Consider the following 21237-nt stretch of genomic DNA (forward strand, 5'->3'; position numbering starts at 1 on the left):
ACTATTTTATTATAATCATCCAGAAATCCATTAGATTTTTCAAGATTACCCGCTACTAAAAAAGCTTCAAATAATTTATTTGCATAAAAAAACCTGTGAAGCAACAAGCTACACAGGTTTTTCTAACTAAATTTATTAAACTAACTTATTTAAAAAAAACTAAATCCATTTTCTTAAAGAGTTTTTAATCTCCTATTATTCCAAATACTAATCTTCAGAAACTATAGCTGAATTTTTATCAGTTGTAACATCTAACAAAACAGTAGCGCCCTTATCATTTATCATGGTCATATTTAATGCATCAAGTGCAGCCAAATCTTTAGTTACTAAACCATTAAACATATTATAAGAAATATTCATTTCTTTAAGATTATTCAATTTTTCTAGCTCTAAAGGCACTTGACCATTCATTTTATTATCAAACAAACTAAAATTTTCAAGAGAAGTCATACGTACCACCTCACGACTTAATCCTCCACTAAGCTTGTTACTGCTTAAAAGCAGGATTTTCATTGTTTTCACATCGTAAAGTGAGCTTGGAATTTGCCCTGTTATTTCATTGTTATATAATGACAACACTTCTAATTGTTTCAAGGCTCCAATTTGCATAGGCATCTCTCCTGAAAGTGCATTCATATAAAGTTCTAAGTCTTTCAAATTACTCAATTCGCATACAGAGGAAGGAATTGTTCCTGACAATTTATTGAAAGAAAGATTTAATACTTTCAAATCTTTTAGGTTTCCAATGAAAGAAGGAATTGCACCAGATATTTGATTTTTATGTAAATCTAATTCTTGAAGACTAACTAAATTAACAATATCAGATGGTATTTCACCAACTAAATTATTATTGGCTAAGTTTACAGAAACTACTTTCTCACCTTCTAGCTTAACACCATACCAAGTTGATACTGGCAATGACAAATCCCATTTTGTAATCCACTGGCTTCCATTCGTTGCTTTGTATAATTTAATAAGCGCTTCTTTATCTGAAGGAGCTACATTAGCAAACATGGAAAAAGAAAATAAAACGGTTAAAAATAGAGTAGTTATATTTTTCATAACTTGATTTTTTTATTTTATACATATAAATCTACATACAATGTGGGCAACGAGCAAATAAAATCGACAAAATACATCGATTCACGTATTTTATAGAGTTATATCCTACAATAAATTCGAATTACTGTTAAATAATAATAATTTACTAAATTTGATTTACTAACCTTTAAAAACTATTTTATGGAAATTAATTTTTTAGCGCTTTTAGTTGCAGCTTTATCTACCCTTTTAGTAGGGTTTGTTTGGTATCACCCAAAAGTTTTCGGAACTATTTGGATGAAAGAAGCCGGATTAACAGAAGAAAGCATGAAAGGCAGCAATATGGTTGCAATTTTTGGTTTTGCAGTTTTTTACGCTTTCCTTATTGCTATAATTCTTCAGTTTTTAACGATTCATCAATGGGGTGCGTTTAGCATGGTTGGTGGTGATGCCACAAAAGCTTTACCTTCTTACGCTGCGTTTATGTCCGATTATGGAACTGCATTTAGAACATTCAAACATGGTGCATTTCACGGATTTTTATCTGGCTTGTTTTTAGCATTGCCAATTATTGGCACAAATGCCTTATTTGAAAAAAGAAGCTTTAAATACACTTTAATATCTGGAGGTTTCTGGATTGTATGTTTTACAATTATGGGCGGAATTATTTGTGCTTGGGTTTAAAAATAAATTAACAATAAAAATCTCGTCTCTTAGAAAAGGATGAGATTTTTTTACTGTATCTCCTCAATCGCTTTTGCTAAATCAACATCTTTATCGGTAACTCCATTTGCATCATGCGTTGTTAACCGAATCGTCACTTTATTATACACATTGAATAATTCCGGATGATGATTTCTTTTCTCAGCCATCAACCCTACTTGAACGATGAATCCCAATGCTTGCGTGAAGTTTAAAAAGGAAAATTTTTTCTCAATTCCATTATTAATAAATTGCCAGTCTTTTAGCTCTTTTAATTCGGGTTGAATTGTTACTTCTGAATAGGTTTTCATAATTTTATTTTTTATTTATATAAAGTTAGTTAATTTCGAATCAAAGAGAAATACTTTAACTTTATTAACTATTTTTGATGAAATATTAAAATTCAACTTGAATACATCTTATTCTTTCAAAATTTATAATTCCACCGCTCAACTTCCAAAAAAATGGAATGATTTAGCCGTTTCAACTATTTTTTTATCGAAAAAATATCTAGAAGTTCTAGAAAAATCATCTCCTGAAAACATGATTTGCAATTTTATTGGAATTTTTGAAAATAGCGATTTAGTTGGAATTGCTGTTTCCCAATTCCTGGATTTAAACAAGTTAGAATCTTTTGGAGAACGAGACAAATGTATCAAAACAGCAATACGGAATTTTGCTTTCCGAAATTTTGGTTCTCATGTGCTGCTTATTGGTAATAATATGCTAACTGGCCAAAATTCTTTTTATTTTTCTCATTCTACTGATAAAAAGAAGGCATTACAAGCATTAAAATCGGCTTCGATTGCTTTGAAAAAGAAGTTTAAAACTCAAGGAAGAAAGATTCATATTACCTCCTTTAAAGATTTTAATACCGATGAAATTCAAATTTTTGATATTCCGGAATTTAAAAATGATTATCAGTTTTCTACTCAACCAAATATGGTTTTTACTATCGACGAAAATTGGAAGTCAGAACAAGATTACATAGACTCCCTTTCAAAAAAATATAGAGACCAGTATAAAAGAGCCCGAAAAAAGGCAAATGAGGTTGAAAAAAGAAAAATGCATCTAGAAGACATCATTGTTTTTGAAGATACTATTTATGATTTGTATTTTCATGTCGCTAAAAATGCTCCTTTCAATACTTTTTTTCTCCCGAAAAATCATTTTAGAATTTTTAAAGAGATTTTCAAAGAGAAATTCCTTTTTTATGGCTATTTCATTGATGGAAAACTAATAGGTTTCAACACTTTAATAAAAAATGGTGAAGTGATGGACACTTATTTCCTTGGATACGATGAAAGTATTCAACGCGAAAAAATGTTGTATTTAAATATGCTATATGACATGATCGCCTATTCTATAAATAAAGGTTTTAAGGAAATCGTTTTTGCAAGAACGGCTTTAGAAATCAAAAGTTCTGTTGGAGCAAAACCCTTAAAAATGTATGGTTTTATTGAGCACAGCAATTCTATCGTTAATTCTTATATGCCCAAAATATTTAAATATTTAGAGCCAGAAACCATTTGGCAGGAACGAAATCCATTTAAATAATTTCGAAAATTAAGGGATTGCAACTTTCATTTGCTTGGGTAAGATTTCAATATCTAGTTTTGTTTCTTCTCCATAATATTCTCCGTCAATTTGAAAACAAACAGGTATATTCGTAGTAATTTCAGCTCTGTCAGTAGAAATTATCTCTACATCATCAGAATCTAATGGCATATTCCCAGTGATAATTTTTCCTAAAACAACTAAATCCAGATTTTTCAAAATAACTAATTCAAACTTTCCATCATCCATAACACCATTAGGATTGATAGAAACCCCAGTCCCATACTTTTTAGAATTAGCAATTACAATCATTCTAGCTGTACACTCAATGGTTTCAAAATCACCTTTGATTATCGCTGTAAAAGGATCGTTTAAATCGATTAATGTACTTACGGTTTGTAAAGCATAGCCCCATTTACCACGAATAGTACTTTTTTCATAGTTTTTAATCATTTCAGCATTAAGTCCTAAATCGCTTAGATGAATACTTTTTTTTCCATTAATGGAAATCATATCGATCTCCATATAACCGTTATGGAAAGCAATGTCTAAGTTTTCTGCAATGGTTGTTGGTAAATTTAAATCCATAGCTAAACCATTGGCTGAACCTGCTGGCACAATGCCAATAATTACATCATTTTTTTCCATTGCCTCAGCAACCATCTTTATCGTCCCGTCGCCACCAGCAACAATAATTCTTTCTGGATTATAACTTAAATAAAGTGATTTTATCTTTAAAATATCATCATCCCCAGTAGTATTATAAAGCACAAAATTTAGATTTTCAGTCGCAGCTAAATGTGCTGCAGCTACAATAAATTCAGATTTATCTATATCTCCAGAAATAGGATTAACAATCATTATGATATTCTTTCTCAAAATTTAGCTACTTTTAATGTTATAAAACATAAAACGAATAATTCAACTCAAAAGTACTAAATAAATGAAGCCTATTTTAAAATTATACCGTGGCTATGCTAATGAGCAAGAATTAATTGTGATGGGACATGTTTTTAAACCAACAACGGCTAAAGAATACGACTTTCAGAAAAAAAATATAAAAAACGCAACTTCGGTGATTGGTATGTTTAGAATTAAAACACAAGCAAATGCTGATGTTTATTTAGAACACAATAAAGTGAAAATCCACACCAAAACTTTGAATGACGGTTATTTTAAATTTTGTGTACCATTAGACCAATTTACCCGTTATGGCTGGATTGAATATGAGGTGAGTATTGTTCATCAAAACCAAACCTTAACAACTAGAGACAGTTACATTCGCCCGCACAAAGGAAATTTAGGAATTATATCCGATATTGACGACACTTTTTTAGTTTCTCATACCTTGAATCCTTTGAAGAAATTATATGTTTTGTTATTCAAAAACATAAATAAAAGAAAAATTTACGAAGACGTTGTCACACACTACCAAGCATTAAGTACGGCTGGAAGAGAAAATAAAGAAGAATTCAATGCTTTTTTCTATGTTTCCAGCAGCGAATGGAATTTGTACCGTTTTATTATAAAGTTTACTGAACTTCATCAACTGCCAAAAGCAGTTTTGCTATTGAAAGATATTAAAACGAGCCTTAAAGATTTTTTTCTGACCGGAGGAGGTAATCACAATCATAAGTTTGACAAAATAAAACACATTTTAGAATTCTACCCCAATTTAGAATATGTACTACTGGGTGATGATTCTCAACACGATGCGTTTTTATACGAAGCAATTTGCAAAATTTTCCCGGTCACCGTAAAAGCGGTTTACATTAGACAAACAGGTGACTCTAAAAAAGATAAAGTAACAGCTGTTTTGAAAAATTTAGAAACCTTAAAAGTATCCGTTTGTTACTTCAAAAATAGCAGTGAAGCCATTGCGCACTCTAAAATGATTGGGATTATTGTATGAAAAAAGAGTTCCAAATTGGAACTCTTTTTTTATCTTATAAATTATCTATTTCTTCCTGAACGAGTTCCCAATCCAACAGCAATTTGTCCAACTCGGCTTTCTTTTTATTGTAAGCCATGAAAAATTTAGCATCTTCAATATGCTTATCATAATTAGACGCGAGCATTTTGTCATCGTTTTGAATGTCTTTTTCCAATTGCTTGATTTGACTCTCCACTTTGCTCAATTTATTTTGCAACGCTTTCCCTTTCTTTTGATCTTCGTAGGAGGCTTTGTTACTTTCTTTGGGAGCTGCTGCTTTTTCAGCATCTTTTTTCTCCACTTCACGCATATTCTCCATATTGCGTTGCTCCAAGAAATAATTAATATCTCCTAAATATTCTTTTATTTTTTGGTCTTTGAATTCATAAACCAAATTTGACATTCCCTGCAAGAAATCTCTATCGTGAGAAACTAACAATAAAGTACCGCCAAATTTTTGAAGAGCCGCTTTCAAAACATTCTTGGATTTGATGTCCAAGTGATTCGTAGGCTCATCCATTAATAAAACATTGATAGGTTGCAACAACAATTTACATAACGCCAAACGGTTTCTTTCGCCTCCAGAAAGGACTTTTACCTTTTTCTCTACATCATCACCACGAAACAAGAAAGAACCCAGCATATCGCGTACTTTCATTCTGTTGGTGTCTGCTGCAGCATCTTCCATAGTTTGCAGCAAGGTAATTTCACCATCAAGATATTCAGCTTGATTCTGGGCAAAATAACCCAATTGTACATTATGGCCTAGCTTGATGTTTCCTTTATATTCAAATTCGTCAACAATAGCCTTAATAAAAGTCGATTTCCCTTGTCCGTTTTGTCCAACGAATGCAATTTTGCTTCCGCGTTCCACTAACAAGTTGATATCTTTCAAAATCGTTTTATCACCATAACTTTTAGTTACATTCTCGGCTTCTATAACTACTCTACCAGGTTCCTTTGAAACTGGAAAAGTGATGTTCATCACCGAGTTGTCATCCTCATCAACTTCGATACGTTCTATTTTGTCGAGTTTTTTAATCATCGATTGCGCCATAGAAGCTTTGGAAGCTTTCGCACGGAATTTTTCGATTAATTTCTCAGTTTCTTCAATTTTTTTGGCCTGATTTTTTTGTGTTGCCAATTGTTTTTCGCGAATTTCATGACGCAATTCTAAATATTGAGAATACGGTTTATTGAAGTCATACGCTTTCCCAAGAGAAATTTCGATAGTTCTGTTGGTCACATTATCCAAGAACATCTTATCGTGTGAAACAATCACAACAACTCCTGGATAATTGCGAAGGAAACTTTCTAACCAAATGATACTTTCTATATCCAAGTGATTTGTAGGCTCATCCAGTAACAAAACATCATTTGCCTGTAATAATAATTTGGCTAATTCAATACGCATTCTCCATCCACCGGAAAAAGTTTCCGTTTGATTATCGAATACATCTCTTTTAAAACCCAATCCAAGTAGAATTTTCTCTGTATCTCCAACATAATTATAACCACCCAACAATTCAAAACGGTGGGTATAGTCAGATAAGTCTTCTATAATTTGGCTGTATTCGTCACTTTCATAATCAGTGCGGGTAACCAACAAATGATTAATTTCTTCAAGCTTTTTCTCAACAATTTTAATCTCCGTAAAAGCTTCATAGGCTTCTTCTAAAACCGTTCTTCCTTGTTCAAAATCGATATCCTGACGCAAGAATCCCATTCGAAGATCTTTCTCTTGAGAAATAACACCCGAATCAGGAGCAAAATCCTTTGCCAACATTTTAAGCATGGTCGATTTTCCAGCCCCGTTTTTTCCAACAAGACCCACACGGTCTCCAGCACCCAATCGAAAGGTAACTTCTTCAAATAAATAAGTACCACCAAACGAAACGGATAAATTGTGTATATTAAGCATGTATTGTTATTTTATTCCTTTTTGAATGTGTAAATTTGTAACTCTAAAAAAGGAAATATTAAATTTTTTGCAAATGTTAAAAAAAGGATCCAAATTATATAGCATTTTAACAGGAAGTTGTCCTAAATGTCAGAATGAGAGTATGTATTTGGATAAAAATCCGTTACATATTGATAAAGTTTTAAAAATGCATGAAAATTGTAGCCATTGTGGTTTAAAATATCAAATCGAACCTTCCTTCTTTTATGGAGCAATGTATGTAAGTTATGGATTGAATGTTGGCGTAGGAATTGCAGCCTTTATAATCGCATTCGTAATTTTCGGCTCCAGTTTAAAAGTTGCCTTTATTGCTATAATTGCTTCACTTATTCTCTTATTTCCATTTATTCTGCGCTTGTCTAGAAACATATACATCAATATGTTTGTCTCTTATGATCCAAAAATAAATTTAAAATAGCATTATTGCTGCCCTTTAGGCAGAAATCTGTTTATATCAATTGCCAGATTTAAAGGAATTTGATGTTCGATATTATCAAATAAAGCTTTTGCCATTGCTGGACCTAACATAACCCCTCTTGTTCCTAAACCATTCAAAATATGTATTGATTCATAATTTTGAAGCGTTCCTACTAAAGGCCTTCTGTCTTTTACAGTTGGTCGAACTCCCGCAAAATGCTCCACAATTTCAAAATCACAAGTAATAATTTCTTTTACCCTTTCCTCTAATTCTATCTTTCCTTCTTCTGTAGGCAAATCAGTTTTATCTTTCCAATTGTATGTAGCCCCCACTTTGAATAAATCATTCCCAAGTGGCAGAATAAATACACTTGTATTTACGATTACATCTAAATCCAACTGAGGTGCTTTAATAATAAAAAGCTCCCCTTTAGTCCCGTCTAAAGGCAAATGTTTAAAATATGGGTTTGCATGCATGCCAAAACCTTCAGCGAAAACAATATGTCTGGCTTGAATATCTTTATAATGAATTCCATCACTTTCAGTTTGCAAAACATCATAATCAAATGATTCTTCCTTAAATAGATTCTTTTCTTTTAAATATTCTCTGTATTTATTTAATAACAAAGCGGTATCTACATAACCAGTTTGCAACACTTCGCCATATCCATAAGGAGAATCAATTCCTAAATACTTTTTTGAAATCAATTCTATAGATAAAAAGGGAGCCAACGCCACTTTATCAGATGCGGCAAACCAATTATTCTGTTCTTCAACAGAGAAAAATTTTCTTAGGATTGGTCTTTTGAAATCTACTTTACAATTCAGTTTTTCTTCTAAAACAGTATAAAATTCATTCATCAATACCAGTTGCTCTTGAGCTTGCCATACTTCGCTAAAGCGTTTTAGTATAACCGGATTATACAAACCCCCTGCAATTTTTGAGGAATTTTGTGAATTATTATCCAACACCAAAATAGATTTGTCATTCCGCAAAGCAATCTCTGCAAATGAAATACCCGCTAAACCTGAACCTATTATTAAATAATCAATCATTTGAAATAATCCCTTTTTAAGTAAATGCAAAGTAAAGACTTTAAAACAAAAAAACTCTTACCATCACAGTAAGAGTTTTTCTTTTTATTTTAAAATGCGAATTAATAATTCCACATATCTTGTTCGAAATTACGAATTTTTTCTTTCACTCTCTCAGACTCTAACAATTGATTCTGAGCATTATCTTTCATATATTCAGCAATTGATCGGTCTCCGTAAACGTTTTCTTCTTTGTAAATTACACTATTGAAACGTCTTGAATTTAATATTTGATCAAAAGAAACCGGCATTGCAGAATTTTTATCATTGAAAGCTTTTGCTTCGTGTAAAACATCTCTTGCAGCTGGGAAAAAGATCCAAAATAATTCAATATAATCTTTTTCATCACTGTTCATTGTGAAAACATCTGGAGTCACTGGACAAATTCCAAGTAAACGATACTTCAATTCACTTTGGCGTTTATCAAAATACCAATATCCTTTTATTTTATACTGAGTGACATCTTGTGCAGTAAGATCTGATTTTAAAATATACTCCGGTGAAATCTGAGCACCAGCATTTATTTGTTCTCTCCCTGCATCTGTAGTATCAATACGAGTCAATGAAGCTTGAATATCTTGCATCGATTTTTTTGTATTAAAATAACTATCAGTATAAACTTCCGTTATTTTACCATTTCTCATCGCTTTTGTCAAGACATCATACAATGATCTTCTATCTGAACCGATATTAGCTGTATCAATTGGGAAATACAATGCAAAATTAATCTTTTCACTTAAATCGATTATTTCCCATGTTGTTTTACCCATCAAGACATCTCTATCATGCACATAACCATAAGCCAATGGTTTGTCATTATCAGAAATCAACTGTGCAGCAGACTTAAGACCAATTTGATCTGGCGTTTTAGCATTCAGCAAATTAGATTGCGCTACAGATGCAAAACTCCAAGTGACAGAGATAATAGCAATCAAAAAATTTCTTACATTCATCATGTTTTCATTATAAGTTAATGAAGCAGTTTTTATTAAAACTACTTATTATTGTATTTCAAAAATTACTGGAGCTGTTCTTGGTAATAAATAACTACCTGCACCAACAAGTTTAGTTTTAATTTCAGAAATGGTAACTTGATCACCTCTAACTGCTTTAGAAAGAACAGCATTACACTGTGCATTCAATTTATTTCCTTGTACAACTACTGTAGGCTGACCTGTTACTTTCAAATTAAAACCAACAACATCCAAACCAACTTCAAAGTCAAAATCAACTAATTTGGCTCCAATTGTAGCAATTTGTAAATTTGATTTAGGACCTTTTACAACTCCCATTTCACCACGTATCGTACCTGTAGGACCTGGAATTCCTTTAATTCTAAAAGATTTTTTATCAGAAACCTTAGAACCGTCAGGAAGAGTTGCAGTAACATTAATTACTGTTTCAGAACCAGCACCTGGACTCATATTGTATTTACCACCTCCCGCAGAACTTAATCCTGGAGCGCTAGCCGAAACTTTATCCGCAGATACTCCCGCAAAGGAAATTGTCATAGGATTTACAACACCTCTATAAACTACATTCATTTTATCAGCAGAAATAGTCGCTGATTTTGGTCTTGGGACAACAACGTAAGAGCTTTTTTGTATTGTAAGAGGAACTAATTTTCCATTTTCTTCAAAATTGAATGAACCACCAATCGGGTGTTCCCCAATATTACCAGCTCCAAATGAGAATTTTGCTTGACCAGCCTCAGCTTGTAAACTTGAACCATTTACGATAACTGACTTAGCTCTTAATGATGGGTCAAATTTACCCAATATAACTTTTCCTTGAACAGTTTCGCCTTGAAAGAAAACTGATTTTTCAAGAACTACTATCGGTTGATAAGCAGTAAGAGAAGCTGCAGCAACTAAATCTGATTGGAACATTCCAGTCATTACATCGCTTTCAGTTGTCTTGATATCCGCTTGTAATTGCGACAATTTTGTAATTGTAGCAATAAGTGGAAATCCTTTATAGTTATAATCAATCCAAGGTAATTTTGCACCCGCTTTTTCGGAATAAATAGGATTAGTAGCAAATCTAGCTTCAATTTTTTTCATTTCAGAATCAGCAATTGAGCTTCCGCCAATTTGTTTGATTTGAGTTGAAAAATTGTTTATTCTATCTAAAAACTCTTGTCCTTGCTTAGAGACCCTATCTCCAGTAAAAAACATTCTGTCAATTAAATCTCCTTTATCCATTTGCTCATATGGCAAATTTCCTTGTGAATCTCTTACAAATTTCTTAGTAACAGTAGTTTTTATATTTTCTAAATAATCATTAAAATCTTTAGACAAGGCTCTAATTTTTTCAACTTTAGCTTTTTTATCACCAAACTGCCCCGGTTGATCCACTGCTTTTTGAGATAATTGTAGAAATGAACTTTCATTTCTGGTATCTGTTATAGAGTTAGACTCTACTATTTTATTATTCAAAATCCCAAAAGCAGATAATACTTCTTTGGACATATTTAATGCTAACATTGCGATAAAAACCAAGTACATCAGGTTTATCATCTTCTGTCTAGGGGTTAGTTTTCCTCCTGCCATATTTTCTACTAATTAGTTTGTTATTTTTATATCGTTTGAAACTAATTATCCTTTGTTGTTCATTGCAGAAAGCATTCCTCCGTATACACTGTTAAGTGATGACAAATTAGATGTCAAAGACTGCATTTGGTCTTTTAATTTTAAGTTATTTTCAGCAACTTCTTCATTGATTTGTGCGTTTCTTGAAGCGCTTTGCAACTGTATTTTATACAAACTGTTCAAAGATTCCATTTGGGCTGCAGCCAAAGTCAACTCTTCACTATATTTTTTAGTTGAAGCAATAGAATCTACGGTAGGCGCAATTCCTTTTGCAGCTGATTCGAAATTTTTAATGCTGTTTCCTAAACTTGACATTAATTCTCCGTCAATTTTAGCATCTTTTAACATAGCATCTAATTTTTGAGATAACAATCCTTGAGCGTCAGAAGGAGTTTCTACTTTTGCTTTCTTTGGTCCTGTAGATTTACCATTAGCAAGTTCTGGATAAACCAAGGTCCAATCTAATTCATCATCAACTGGTTCAAATGCAGAAAGAGCAAAAATTGCAGCTTCTACAACAAGTCCAATAGTTAGCATTAAATTTCCAGTTATAAAACCGAATTCAAGGTGAGTAATTTTGAATAATGCTCCAATGATTACAACTGCCGCACCCATTCCGTATGCGAAATTCATTGTTTTTTTGCTAAGTAATGCCATAATAATTTTTTTTGGGGTTAGATTTAAAGATTTGGTTTCTTTTATAATTATTTATTATTTGCCTCTTTTAGTTTTTCCGGTAGTTTGAATTCCCATGTAATCTTGAACAGTTCTAAAACCAATATAGCTTCTTGCCGAATCAGCGTATTCATAATCTCGTGTGCTTACTTGTAGGAAATAAGCAACATCTTTCCAAGAACCTCCACGAACTACTTTACGTTTATTAGAAGCATCCAAAACATTTGGATTCATTGAAGAAACATATTCATATGCATTTGGATCATAAGAAGAATCAGTCCATTCCGAAACATTTCCTGCCATGTTATACAAATTATAACCATTTGGCTCATATGATTTTGCTTCTACTGTATATAAAGCTTGATCCGCTGCGTAATCTCCTCTGTTTGGTTTGAAATTAGCAAGAAAACAACCTCTGTCATTTTTAGTATACGGTCCACCCCAAGGGTAAGTAGCTGATTCTAAACCACCTCTAGCAGAATATTCCCATTCAGCTTCAGTAGGTAATCTGAAAGAGTTGATTAAATCGTGTCCTTTCTTTTTGGATTTTATGTATGTATTTTTATTTAAAGTTCTCCAAGCACAAAAAGCTTTTGCTTGAGTCCATTTTACACCTACAACTGGATAATCTCCATATGCTTTGTGCCAGAAATAGTCATTATGCATTGGCTCATTATAAGAGTAAGCAAAATCCTTAATCCAAACAGTGGTGTCAGGATACACGTTTACTTCTTCTGTTTTAATAAAATCTTTTCTTTTACCAACTTTGGCTTTGGCAGCAGCCTGAATATCCATCCAAGAATAACGGAATTTCAATTTATTTACATCTATAGTACGTAATCCATTGTAAGAAGCTTCTATTGGCAAATACATAGAATCCATAACCTCAGTATAATACTCATCCGGATACAACTTCGTATCTTTGATTAATTTTACTTTTTTATTCAATTTTCTACCAGCATAAGGATCATCAGCAGTACCTACACTGTAATAGTTATCATACATATATTTATCATACGCAGTCATCTTTTCTGGATCAGAATCATTAAAAGCAAAATCCCCAATACTACCAGAATTTTTACCTTTCCCTTTTCCATCTCCTGCTTTTTGACCACTTTCGTCAGCAAGAATTGCTAATCGAACTCTCATCGTAGAATCTTTTACCCATTCTACAAATTGACGGTACTCACTATTTGTAATTTCAGTTTCATCCATATAAAAAGAACGAACAGTTACCGTTTTTGTTGGCGCATCCTCAACATCAGCTAAATCGTCGTCTGATTTACCCATAGTAAAAGCACCTCCAGGAACCAATGTCATTCCATAAGGTTTCTCAGGATGCCATTTCCCACCATTGACACCTACTAATTCTCCTTTGTCGCTTGATTTACCACAGCTAATTAATAGGGTCAAAATTGCCGTAAATGCAATGAACTTCTTCATATAAATTTGGGTTAACTATTCATTATTTTTAAGTGTGTAAACCTATTTATTATTTTTTAGAAAAACAATTTTTTTACAGTAAACAACGTGTTTTTTATAAAAAAATAATAAATAAGTAAAAAATTATTCTAAATGATATTTTTTCTTTGTGCTTTCCACCATCTTTCAGGTAATTCTTGATTGCAGGCCAATAAATATTCATCGTAGGAACACGGTAATAACGTATTTCTCTTTAATTTATTATTACCGTTTGAAATAAATGGTATTTCTATCCACCAACGGTCTGTTTTATCACTTTTATAAAAAACAAGTTCCTCTTCCTCTAAAGGAACGATATATTTCAAATAGTTTTCCTTACTTCCAAACGGATATTCATTAGAGCGATAATGAAATCCTTCTATAAAATACCAGATTATCTGTGCAATAATAACCGATTCCTGTACCGAATTATTATGATTAAATATCCCAAAAGAAGATACTTTATCACTTATTCCTGCATATCTGGATAAAGAACATATTTCTTTACCATTGAAACCATTGGGTGCAAATGAAACAAAATTTCCTGAATCAGATGACTTAATTGAATTCAAATCTATACTCACTAAATCTGCATCTCTAAAAACGGGTTCCGCAAGAGCAATATTATTTGAAATCTCACCCAATCTATAGCCATCAAAAAATAATTTTTCGATCAAATCAATTTCTTCCTGCGAATTGAAATACGTTTGATACCCAATATTACAATAGTTAAAAAGATTATTAGGTTCATCTACAATTATTTTTGTCAAATAAGAAGAAGCTGAAACGGCTTCTTCATCTTTACCAAAATCAAATTTATTATCAATGGAAACTAAATTGACCATTTGTTCTAAATCATCATAGGCTCTGTAAAGAGCATACGTCAAATCTTGGGAACCACCGATAACTATAGGAGTAATCCTTTTCTTGATTAGACTTGCAACAACTTTCTTTAGTGCAAAATAAGTATCCTCAACTGAATTCCCCGCAAGTATATCCCCCAAATCTGCAATTGAAGCATCCCAATTTCCAGGAAACAATCCATACAACTCTTTCCTAAGCGGTATTAAATCAACATCAGAAAGTGCATTTTTATCTCCCCGATTTTCTAAAACGCCTATTACAGCAATTTTAATCTTATTTAAATCCGGAAACTGTTCATTGGTATGCAAAACAATTTTACTTCCCAATTGCTGAGAAGTCAATCCATTTATATAACTAAGGATTTCATCGTCTACGGGTTTCAGAAAATCAAATTCCATTTTATTTCTTTTTTTCCTCTCCCCGGCCCTCTCCGAAAAAGAGGGAGAAGAGATGGAATGTATTAATACTTATTTCTTTTTAACCGCAGGTTTCTTGGCAACAGCTTTCTTGGCCGGAGCTTTCTTTGCCGCTACTTTTTTGGCTGGCGTTTTCTTGGCAATCATTTCTTGAACTTCTGCTAATGTCAATTTTGTGGCATCAACATCTTTACTTAATTCAATTTTGATTTTTCCTTTGGTTATAACCGAACGTCCCCAACGGGCTTTTTCAACTAAAATTCCTTCCTCTTCCCAGTTATGTAAAACCTTATCAATGTTTTTCTGCAATTTATCTTCAATCAATTCTTCAACATCTGATTGTGACAAATTATCAAAATTATATTTCTTGCTTACATTTATAAACAAACCGTTCCATTTGATAAACGGACCAAAACGACCCACACCTTTTTGAACACCTTCTCCTTTATAAACTGCAATTGGCGCATCAGCTATTGCTTTTTCGTCAATTAATTCTTTCGCTCTTTCAAAATCTACATCCAAAGGATTTTCTCCTTTCGGCAAAGAAACAAAAGCTGCTCCATGACGAATATAGGGTCCAAACCGACCATTACTCACTTCAACTTCCTCGTCTTTATACTGTCCAAGATTTTTGGGTAACAAAAATAAATTTAAAGTTTCCTCTAAAGTAATATTTCCAATATTTTGATCTGCCATTAAACTGGCAAACTTTTTCTCTTCATCATCTGCAGCTCCAATTTGAGCCATTGGTCCAAATTTCCCTAAACGCACCGAAACCGGTTTCCCTGTTTTTGGATCTGTTCCCAGAATTCTTTCACCGCTTTCTCTATCTGCATTAGCTTCAACATCTTTTACTGTTGGATGAAATGTATCGTAGAATTCTTGCATCATTTTTGTCCAAACAATATTTCCCTCTGCAATTTCATCAAAATCCTGTTCCACTTTTGCAGTGAAATTATAATCTAAAATGTTTCCGAAATTCTTAACCAAGAAATCCGTAACAATAGTTCCAATATCTGTAGGAACTAATTTTCCTTTATCGGAACCCGTGTTTTCTTTCAATAACTTCTCTCCTACTTTCCCTGATTGCAAAGTCAATTGCGTATAATTACGTTCTTGTCCGTCAAGATTTCCTTTCTCAACATAATTTCTGTTGATAATTGTGGAAATTGTTGGTGCGTAAGTAGAAGGACGACCAATTCCCAATTCTTCTAATTTTTTCACCAAAGAAGCTTCGGTATATCTTGCAGCTGCACGAGAATATCTTTCTGTCGCTGTAATATAATTGTTTTGCAATTTTTCGTTGACTTTCATCGCGGGTAACATGCCTTCTTGCTCCTCTTCATCGTCATCATGACCTTCAAGATACACTTTCAAGAAACCTTCAAAAAGTAAAACTTCTCCAGATGCCGTGAAAATTTCACCATGATTATTAGCTTCAATTTTCACATTAGTACGCTCCAATTGTGCATCACTCATTTGCGAAGCCAAGGTTCTTTTCCAGATCAAATCATACAAACGGGCTTGATCTCTGTCGATATTTACCGTATGACGTGACATATCCGTTGGACGAATTGCTTCGTGCGCTTCTTGTGCGCCTTTGCTTTTATTGACAAAAGTTCGAGGTTTAGAGAATTCTTTTCCGTACGATTTTATAATTTCGGCTTCAGCAGCTTCCATAGCATCTTTGGATAAGTTCACACTATCCGTTCTCATATAAGTGATAAGTCCAGCTTCGTATAAACGTTGTGCGAGTTGCATGGTAATTCCAACAGGCAAATACAATTTTCTCGCAGCTTCTTGTTGCAAAGTCGAAGTCGTAAATGGACCGGTTGGTGATTTTTTGGTAGGCTTCGTTTCTAAATCTGAAACTTTATAGGTAGATCCGATATTTTTATTTAAAAAATCTTCGGCTTCTTTTTTTGTATTGAAATTTTTAGGCAGTTTAGCTTTAAATGATTTCCCTGCTTCATTAATAAATTCTGCAACAACAGAATATGTTGCAATGGCTTTGAAGTTTTGAATTTCTCTTTCACGTTCCACAATCAAACGAACGGAAACCGATTGTACACGACCAGCAGAAAGTCCTCCTTTTATCTTTCTCCAAAGTACAGGCGACAATTCATAACCAACCAATCGATCTAATACACGACGCGCTTGTTGTGCATTGACTAAATTATAATCGATTTCACGTGGATTATCAATCGCTTTTAGAATCGCTGTTTTTGTGATTTCGTGAAAAACAATACGCTTGGTTTTCTTTTTGTCTAATTTTAATTCTTCGGCTAAATGCCAAGAAATAGCTTCACCCTCGCGATCCTCATCACTTGCTAACCAAACCATTTCGGCTTTTTTGGCAAGTCCTTTTAGTTTAGTAACCAACGCTTTTTTGTCAGCAGAAACTTCATATTTTGGTTTGAAACCATTTTCTACATCTACACCAATTTCTTTGGAAGGCAAGTCGGCAATATGTCCATAACTGGACTCCACTTGAAAATCACTTCCTAGAAATTTCTCGATTGTTTTTGCCTTTGCAGGGGACTCAACTATAACTAAATTCTTTGCCATTGCTCTATTTTTCTGGGACAAAAGTATCTATTTTTTTTAAATATCAGGCTTTTGATTTTATTTTTGAACTATTTCACAACCATTAATAGGTAAGTTATAGCCATACTCGACTGTTTTTTAGCCCCGACTGCAGTGAAAAGCCCGGAGCAAAAAAGTAAAAGTTTCCTGTTCTAAAAAAGCGACCAACGGAAGCTCTTTTTAGAACTTTGGAAACTTTACTTTTTTTGTGAGGAACTTGTAACGGAAAGCGGGAAATAGCTCCCTAGAAAAAATGCCTTAAAATAGTGTTAATTCTTCATCTGACATCTTGTCATATTTATTTCAATTGCGTTATCTTTGTGCTTTGAAAATATAGGATGGAAAAGATTATTGAAGAAAGTAAACAAGGCGAAAGTCTTGTTCTAGAACATAAACCCGAGAATACCAAAAAATTATTTATAGAAAGCTATGGCTGTGCGATGAATTTTTCGGACAGTGAAATCGTAGCTTCTATTTTATCTGGAAACGGATACAATACAACGCAAGTTCTGGAGGAAGCTGATTTAGTTTTGGTAAACACCTGTTCTATTCGGGACAAAGCGGAGCAGACGATTCGCAAACGTTTGGAAAAATACAATGCGGTGAAACGCATTAATCCGAAAATGAAAGTGGGCGTTTTAGGCTGCATGGCCGAACGTTTGAAAAGTCAATTTCTGGAAGAAGAAAAAATTGTAGACCTAGTTGTGGGTCCTGATGCCTATAAAGATTTACCGAACCTTTTGCAAGAAGTGGAAGAAGGACGTGATGCGATTAACGTGATTTTGTCGAAGGATGAAACTTATGGTGATATTTCGCCTGTGCGATTGATGAGCAACGGAATTACGGCTTTGGTTTCTATTACCCGTGGCTGCGATAATATGTGTACGTTTTGCGTGGTGCCTTTCACCCGCGGACGAGAACGCAGCCGTGAACCGCAGAGTATCATGAAGGAAATTCAGGATTTGTTGGACAACGGTTTTAAGGAAATTACCCTTTTGGGACAAAATGTAGATAGTTATTTGTGGTATGGTGGTGGTTTGAAAAAAGATTTCGAAAATGCTACCGAAATGCAAAAAGCAACAGCAGTTGATTTTGATCAATTACTAGAAATGGTAGCAGTTGGTTTTCCTAAAATGCGCATTCGATTTTCGACATCCAATCCACAAGACATGCACGAAAGTATTTTACATGTGATTGCAAAACACCCAAATATTTGTAAGCACATTCACTTACCTGTCCAATCCGGAAGCAATAGAATCCTAAAAGAAATGAACCGTTTGCATACGCGTGAAGAATACATGAATTTGATTGATAAAATCAGAACTATTATTCCTAACGGCTCCATTTCGCAGGACATGATTGCTGGTTTCCCAACAGAAACCGAACAAGATCATCAAGACACAATGAGCTTAATGGAATATGTGAAGTATAATTTTGGTTATATGTATTCGTATTCTGAACGTCCGGGAACTTTGGCAGGAAGAAAAATGGAAGATGATGTAACCGAAGAAACCAAGGCGAGAAGATTACAGGAAATTGTCGATTTACAACAAAAACACGCTTGGTTGCGCTCTGAAGAATTCATTGGTCAAACCGTAGAAGTTTTGGTAGAAAAAGTTTCCAAAAAATCGACTGAAGAGTTTTCCGGAAGGAATTCACAAAGTATTACCGTGGTTTTTCCAAAAGAAAATTATAAGATTGGAGATTTTGTTTTGGTTAAAATAGAAAGCTGTACCAGCGGAACTCTAAAAGGTGCAGCGATTGGTTTGAGTGAGATGAATTAAAAATTTAGCCACAGATTAAAAAGATTTTCACAGATTTTTTGAAATCTTTTTAATCTCTGGCAAAAAAACAAGATATTTTATGGAAGGATACAGAGAACAGGAAACTTATAAAGTTATAGGGATTTGTATGGAAGTACATAGAATTCTTGGTCCAGGATTATTAGAAATTGTTTACAAAGACGCTTTAGAAGTAGAATTTAAACTAAACAATATTCCTTACGAAAGAGAAAAAGAATTTTCGATTGACTATAAAGGTGAGATTTTGCGTAGTAAATTTAATGCCGATTTTATTGTTTGTGAAGATATTGTATTAGAAATAAAAGCTGTAAAAGAATTCTGTAACGAACATATTGCACAAATTTTAAACTATTTGAAATTAGCAGATTCAGAAATTGGATTATTAGTTAATTTTCAAAATAAATCTTTACAATATAGAAGATATGCGTTATAAAGAAGGTTAAACAAATCTGTGAAAATCTTTTTAATCTGTGGCTAAAAAACAAAATCAATTAAAACACTTTTTAATTCATTAGATATTAAAAAAAATTAAAATTAAGATGTCAAAAAAAAATATACTAATTGGTTTAGTTACTTTTATAGTTGGATTTGGAGTTACATTCTTTATCATCAGAACCTATTTTCCAAAACATAAAGTTGAAAAAACAGCTCCTGTGAAAGATACACTTACAAAACCAAAGCAATAGATTCTTACGAATCGAATATAGTATTAAACGAAAATTAGTTTTAATAATTCGGGAATCCGATAGCTATCGGGAATGGTTAAAAAAACAACATTAATGAGATTGCTTCGTGCCTCGCAATGACAATATGGAATCAGTACAAGCTATAAAACAACGATTTGAGATTATTGGGAATGACCCAAAGCTCAATCGTGCCATAGAAAAAGCCATTCAAGTTGCTCCTACTGATATTTCGGTACTGGTAGCTGGTGAAAGTGGTGTTGGAAAAGAGAATATCCCCAGAATTATTCATTCGCTTTCGCATAGAAAACATGGAAAATACATTGCTGTAAACTGCGGTGCAATTCCTGAAGGAACGATTGACAGTGAACTTTTCGGACATGAAAAGGGCGCTTTTACAGGTGCGACCAATACCCGTGAAGGATATTTTGAAGTGGCTGACGGTGGAACTATTTTCCTTGATGAAGTAGGTGAATTGCCTTTGACTACTCAAGTGCGGTTGCTTCGTGTCTTGGAAAATGGCGAATTCATAAAAGTAGGTTCTTCACAAGTGCAAAAAACAGATGTACGTATTGTAGCTGCTACCAATGTTAATTTGTTTAATGCTATCGAAAAAGGAAAATTCCGTGAAGATTTGTATTATCGTTTGAGCACCGTAGATATTACTTTACCTCCGTTGCGAGAACGAAAAGAAGACATTCACTTGCTATTTAGAAAATTTGCTTCTGATTTTGCACATAAATACAAGATGCCACCTTTAAAATTAGACGAAAGTGCTGTTGCTGTTTTGCAAAAATTTCGATGGAGCGGTAACATCCGTCAATTGAGAAACGTTGCGGAACAAATTTCGGTTTTGGAAACAAACCGTGAAATTTCGGCTGCAACTTTACAATCCTATTTACCTGCTGAAGGTACCAACTTGCCATCAGTAATTAAAGACAAAAAAGGCGACAGCGATTTCAATACTGAAAGAGAGATTTTGTACAAAGTACTTTTTGACATGAAAAGTGATTTGCATGACTTGAAAAAACTTACTTTGGAACTAATGCAAAGTGGAAGTTCTAAAGTGCAAGAAACAAATCAAAATTTGATTAAAAAAATCTATGGCTCTCAAGAAAATGACAGCGAAATAGATTTTGAAGAAGAACCAAGAACAGCTTTGATTACCACTCAAAATAAAGAAGAACGTTATCAAGAGAATGACGACAGCTACCTGTTTGCTGAAACAATAGAAGAGGAAGAGGAAATCTTGAGATTAGAGCAGAAAGAAATTGAAATGATTAAAAAATCATTGGAAAAAAATAAAGGAAAACGAAAAGCCGCCGCAGATGAATTGGGGATTTCCGAAAGAACTTTGTATCGAAAAATCAAACAATTTGATTTGTAAAAATTCAAATTGGAAATTGTGAATTGAAAATGAATATCTTTGACCCGAGCGTTAGCGAATTGGCGAA

At 33.3% G+C, this 21237-nt stretch carries 19 protein-coding genes; 8 read left to right on the top strand and 11 right to left on the bottom strand.

Going from position 1 to position 21237, the window contains the following annotated elements; all coding sequences use genetic code 11:
- Positions 1-207 precede the first annotated feature (207 nt).
- Positions 208-1014, bottom strand: coding sequence for a leucine-rich repeat domain-containing protein (locus ACM55H_RS09100; protein ID WP_416836205.1), 807 nt, complete (start codon positions 1012-1014; stop codon positions 208-210).
- Positions 1015-1242: 228 nt separating this feature from the next.
- Between ACM55H_RS09100 and ACM55H_RS09105 the strand changes: the two genes are divergently transcribed.
- Entirely contained in the window at positions 1243-1725 is a 483-nt protein-coding gene (locus tag ACM55H_RS09105; protein WP_039108980.1) for a DUF1761 domain-containing protein, read from the top strand.
- Between the two features lie 50 nt (positions 1726-1775).
- Here ACM55H_RS09105 and ACM55H_RS09110 read toward each other — a convergent pair whose 3' ends face one another.
- Complete coding sequence (locus tag ACM55H_RS09110) at positions 1776-2054, bottom strand: 4a-hydroxytetrahydrobiopterin dehydratase (protein ID WP_416836206.1); 279 nt, start codon at positions 2052-2054, stop codon at positions 1776-1778.
- Between the two features lie 97 nt (positions 2055-2151).
- Between ACM55H_RS09110 and ACM55H_RS09115 the strand changes: the two genes are divergently transcribed.
- Positions 2152-3300 (top strand): GNAT family N-acetyltransferase, encoded by a 1149-nt coding sequence (locus ACM55H_RS09115; protein ID WP_416836207.1) that lies wholly within the window; start codon positions 2152-2154, stop codon positions 3298-3300.
- A gap of 9 nt (positions 3301-3309) precedes the next feature.
- Here the strand turns inward: ACM55H_RS09115 and ACM55H_RS09120 are convergent, their stop codons facing one another.
- Entirely contained in the window at positions 3310-4179 is an 870-nt protein-coding gene (locus tag ACM55H_RS09120; protein WP_416836208.1) for a diacylglycerol/lipid kinase family protein, read from the bottom strand.
- 64 nt (positions 4180-4243) lie between these two features.
- Here ACM55H_RS09120 and ACM55H_RS09125 point away from each other — a divergent pair, with 64 nt between their 5' ends.
- Entirely contained in the window at positions 4244-5212 is a 969-nt protein-coding gene (locus ACM55H_RS09125) for an App1 family protein (RefSeq protein WP_416836209.1), read from the top strand.
- Positions 5213-5246: 34 nt separating this feature from the next.
- Here ACM55H_RS09125 and abc-f read toward each other — a convergent pair whose 3' ends face one another.
- Complete coding sequence (abc-f, locus tag ACM55H_RS09130; RefSeq protein ID WP_039108974.1) at positions 5247-7154, bottom strand: ribosomal protection-like ABC-F family protein; 1908 nt, start codon at positions 7152-7154, stop codon at positions 5247-5249.
- A 73-nt stretch (positions 7155-7227) separates the two neighbouring features.
- Between abc-f and ACM55H_RS09135 the strand changes: the two genes are divergently transcribed.
- Entirely contained in the window at positions 7228-7611 is a 384-nt protein-coding gene (locus ACM55H_RS09135) for a DUF983 domain-containing protein (protein WP_416836210.1), read from the top strand.
- 2 nt (positions 7612-7613) lie between these two features.
- Here ACM55H_RS09135 and ACM55H_RS09140 read toward each other — a convergent pair whose 3' ends face one another.
- The 7 genes from ACM55H_RS09140 to topA form a co-directional block, all read right to left on the bottom strand.
- Positions 7614-8666 carry an NAD(P)/FAD-dependent oxidoreductase gene (locus tag ACM55H_RS09140; RefSeq protein ID WP_416836211.1) on the bottom strand — a complete coding sequence of 351 codons (1053 nt, stop codon included), beginning with the start codon at positions 8664-8666 and terminating at the stop codon, positions 7614-7616.
- 101 nt (positions 8667-8767) lie between these two features.
- Positions 8768-9658 carry a type IX secretion system ring subunit PorN/GldN gene (gene porN, locus ACM55H_RS09145; RefSeq protein ID WP_039109448.1) on the bottom strand — a complete coding sequence of 297 codons (891 nt, stop codon included), beginning with the start codon at positions 9656-9658 and terminating at the stop codon, positions 8768-8770.
- A gap of 48 nt (positions 9659-9706) precedes the next feature.
- On the bottom strand, positions 9707-11257 hold the full coding sequence (gene porM / locus ACM55H_RS09150) for a type IX secretion system motor protein PorM/GldM (RefSeq protein ID WP_416836212.1): 1551 nt from the start codon (positions 11255-11257) through the stop codon (positions 9707-9709).
- 45 nt (positions 11258-11302) lie between these two features.
- Positions 11303-11953: a type IX secretion system motor protein PorL/GldL gene (gene porL, locus ACM55H_RS09155; protein ID WP_416836213.1), complete on the bottom strand. Its 651-nt coding sequence runs from the start codon at positions 11951-11953 to the stop codon at positions 11303-11305.
- 54 nt (positions 11954-12007) lie between these two features.
- Complete coding sequence (gene porK / locus ACM55H_RS09160; RefSeq protein WP_039108969.1) at positions 12008-13414, bottom strand: T9SS ring complex lipoprotein PorK/GldK; 1407 nt, start codon at positions 13412-13414, stop codon at positions 12008-12010.
- 128 nt (positions 13415-13542) lie between these two features.
- A complete protein-coding gene (locus tag ACM55H_RS09165) occupies positions 13543-14694 on the bottom strand; it encodes a formimidoylglutamase (RefSeq protein ID WP_416836214.1) in 1152 nt (383 codons plus the stop codon).
- 69 nt (positions 14695-14763) lie between these two features.
- Positions 14764-17280, bottom strand: a complete 2517-nt coding sequence (gene topA, locus ACM55H_RS09170; RefSeq protein WP_416836215.1) for a type I DNA topoisomerase — start codon at positions 17278-17280, stop codon at positions 14764-14766.
- A gap of 356 nt (positions 17281-17636) precedes the next feature.
- On the opposite strand from topA, the gene miaB reads away from it, so the two are divergent.
- The 4 genes from miaB (at position 17637) to ACM55H_RS09190 (ending at position 21170) form a co-directional block, all read left to right on the top strand.
- Complete coding sequence (miaB, locus tag ACM55H_RS09175) at positions 17637-19082, top strand: tRNA (N6-isopentenyl adenosine(37)-C2)-methylthiotransferase MiaB (protein WP_416836216.1); 1446 nt, start codon at positions 17637-17639, stop codon at positions 19080-19082.
- Between the two features lie 79 nt (positions 19083-19161).
- Positions 19162-19533, top strand: a complete 372-nt coding sequence (locus ACM55H_RS09180; RefSeq protein ID WP_416836217.1) for a GxxExxY protein — start codon at positions 19162-19164, stop codon at positions 19531-19533.
- Positions 19534-19639: 106 nt separating this feature from the next.
- Positions 19640-19786: a hypothetical protein gene (locus ACM55H_RS09185; RefSeq protein ID WP_416836218.1), complete on the top strand. Its 147-nt coding sequence runs from the start codon at positions 19640-19642 to the stop codon at positions 19784-19786.
- Positions 19787-19910: 124 nt separating this feature from the next.
- Positions 19911-21170, top strand: a complete 1260-nt coding sequence (locus ACM55H_RS09190; RefSeq protein WP_416836219.1) for a sigma-54 interaction domain-containing protein — start codon at positions 19911-19913, stop codon at positions 21168-21170.
- Positions 21171-21237 lie beyond the last annotated feature (67 nt).

Origin of the sequence: Flavobacterium cryoconiti, assembly GCF_048158645.1 — a bacterium.
Classification (GTDB): Bacteria; Bacteroidota; Bacteroidia; order Flavobacteriales; family Flavobacteriaceae; genus Flavobacterium; species Flavobacterium cryoconiti.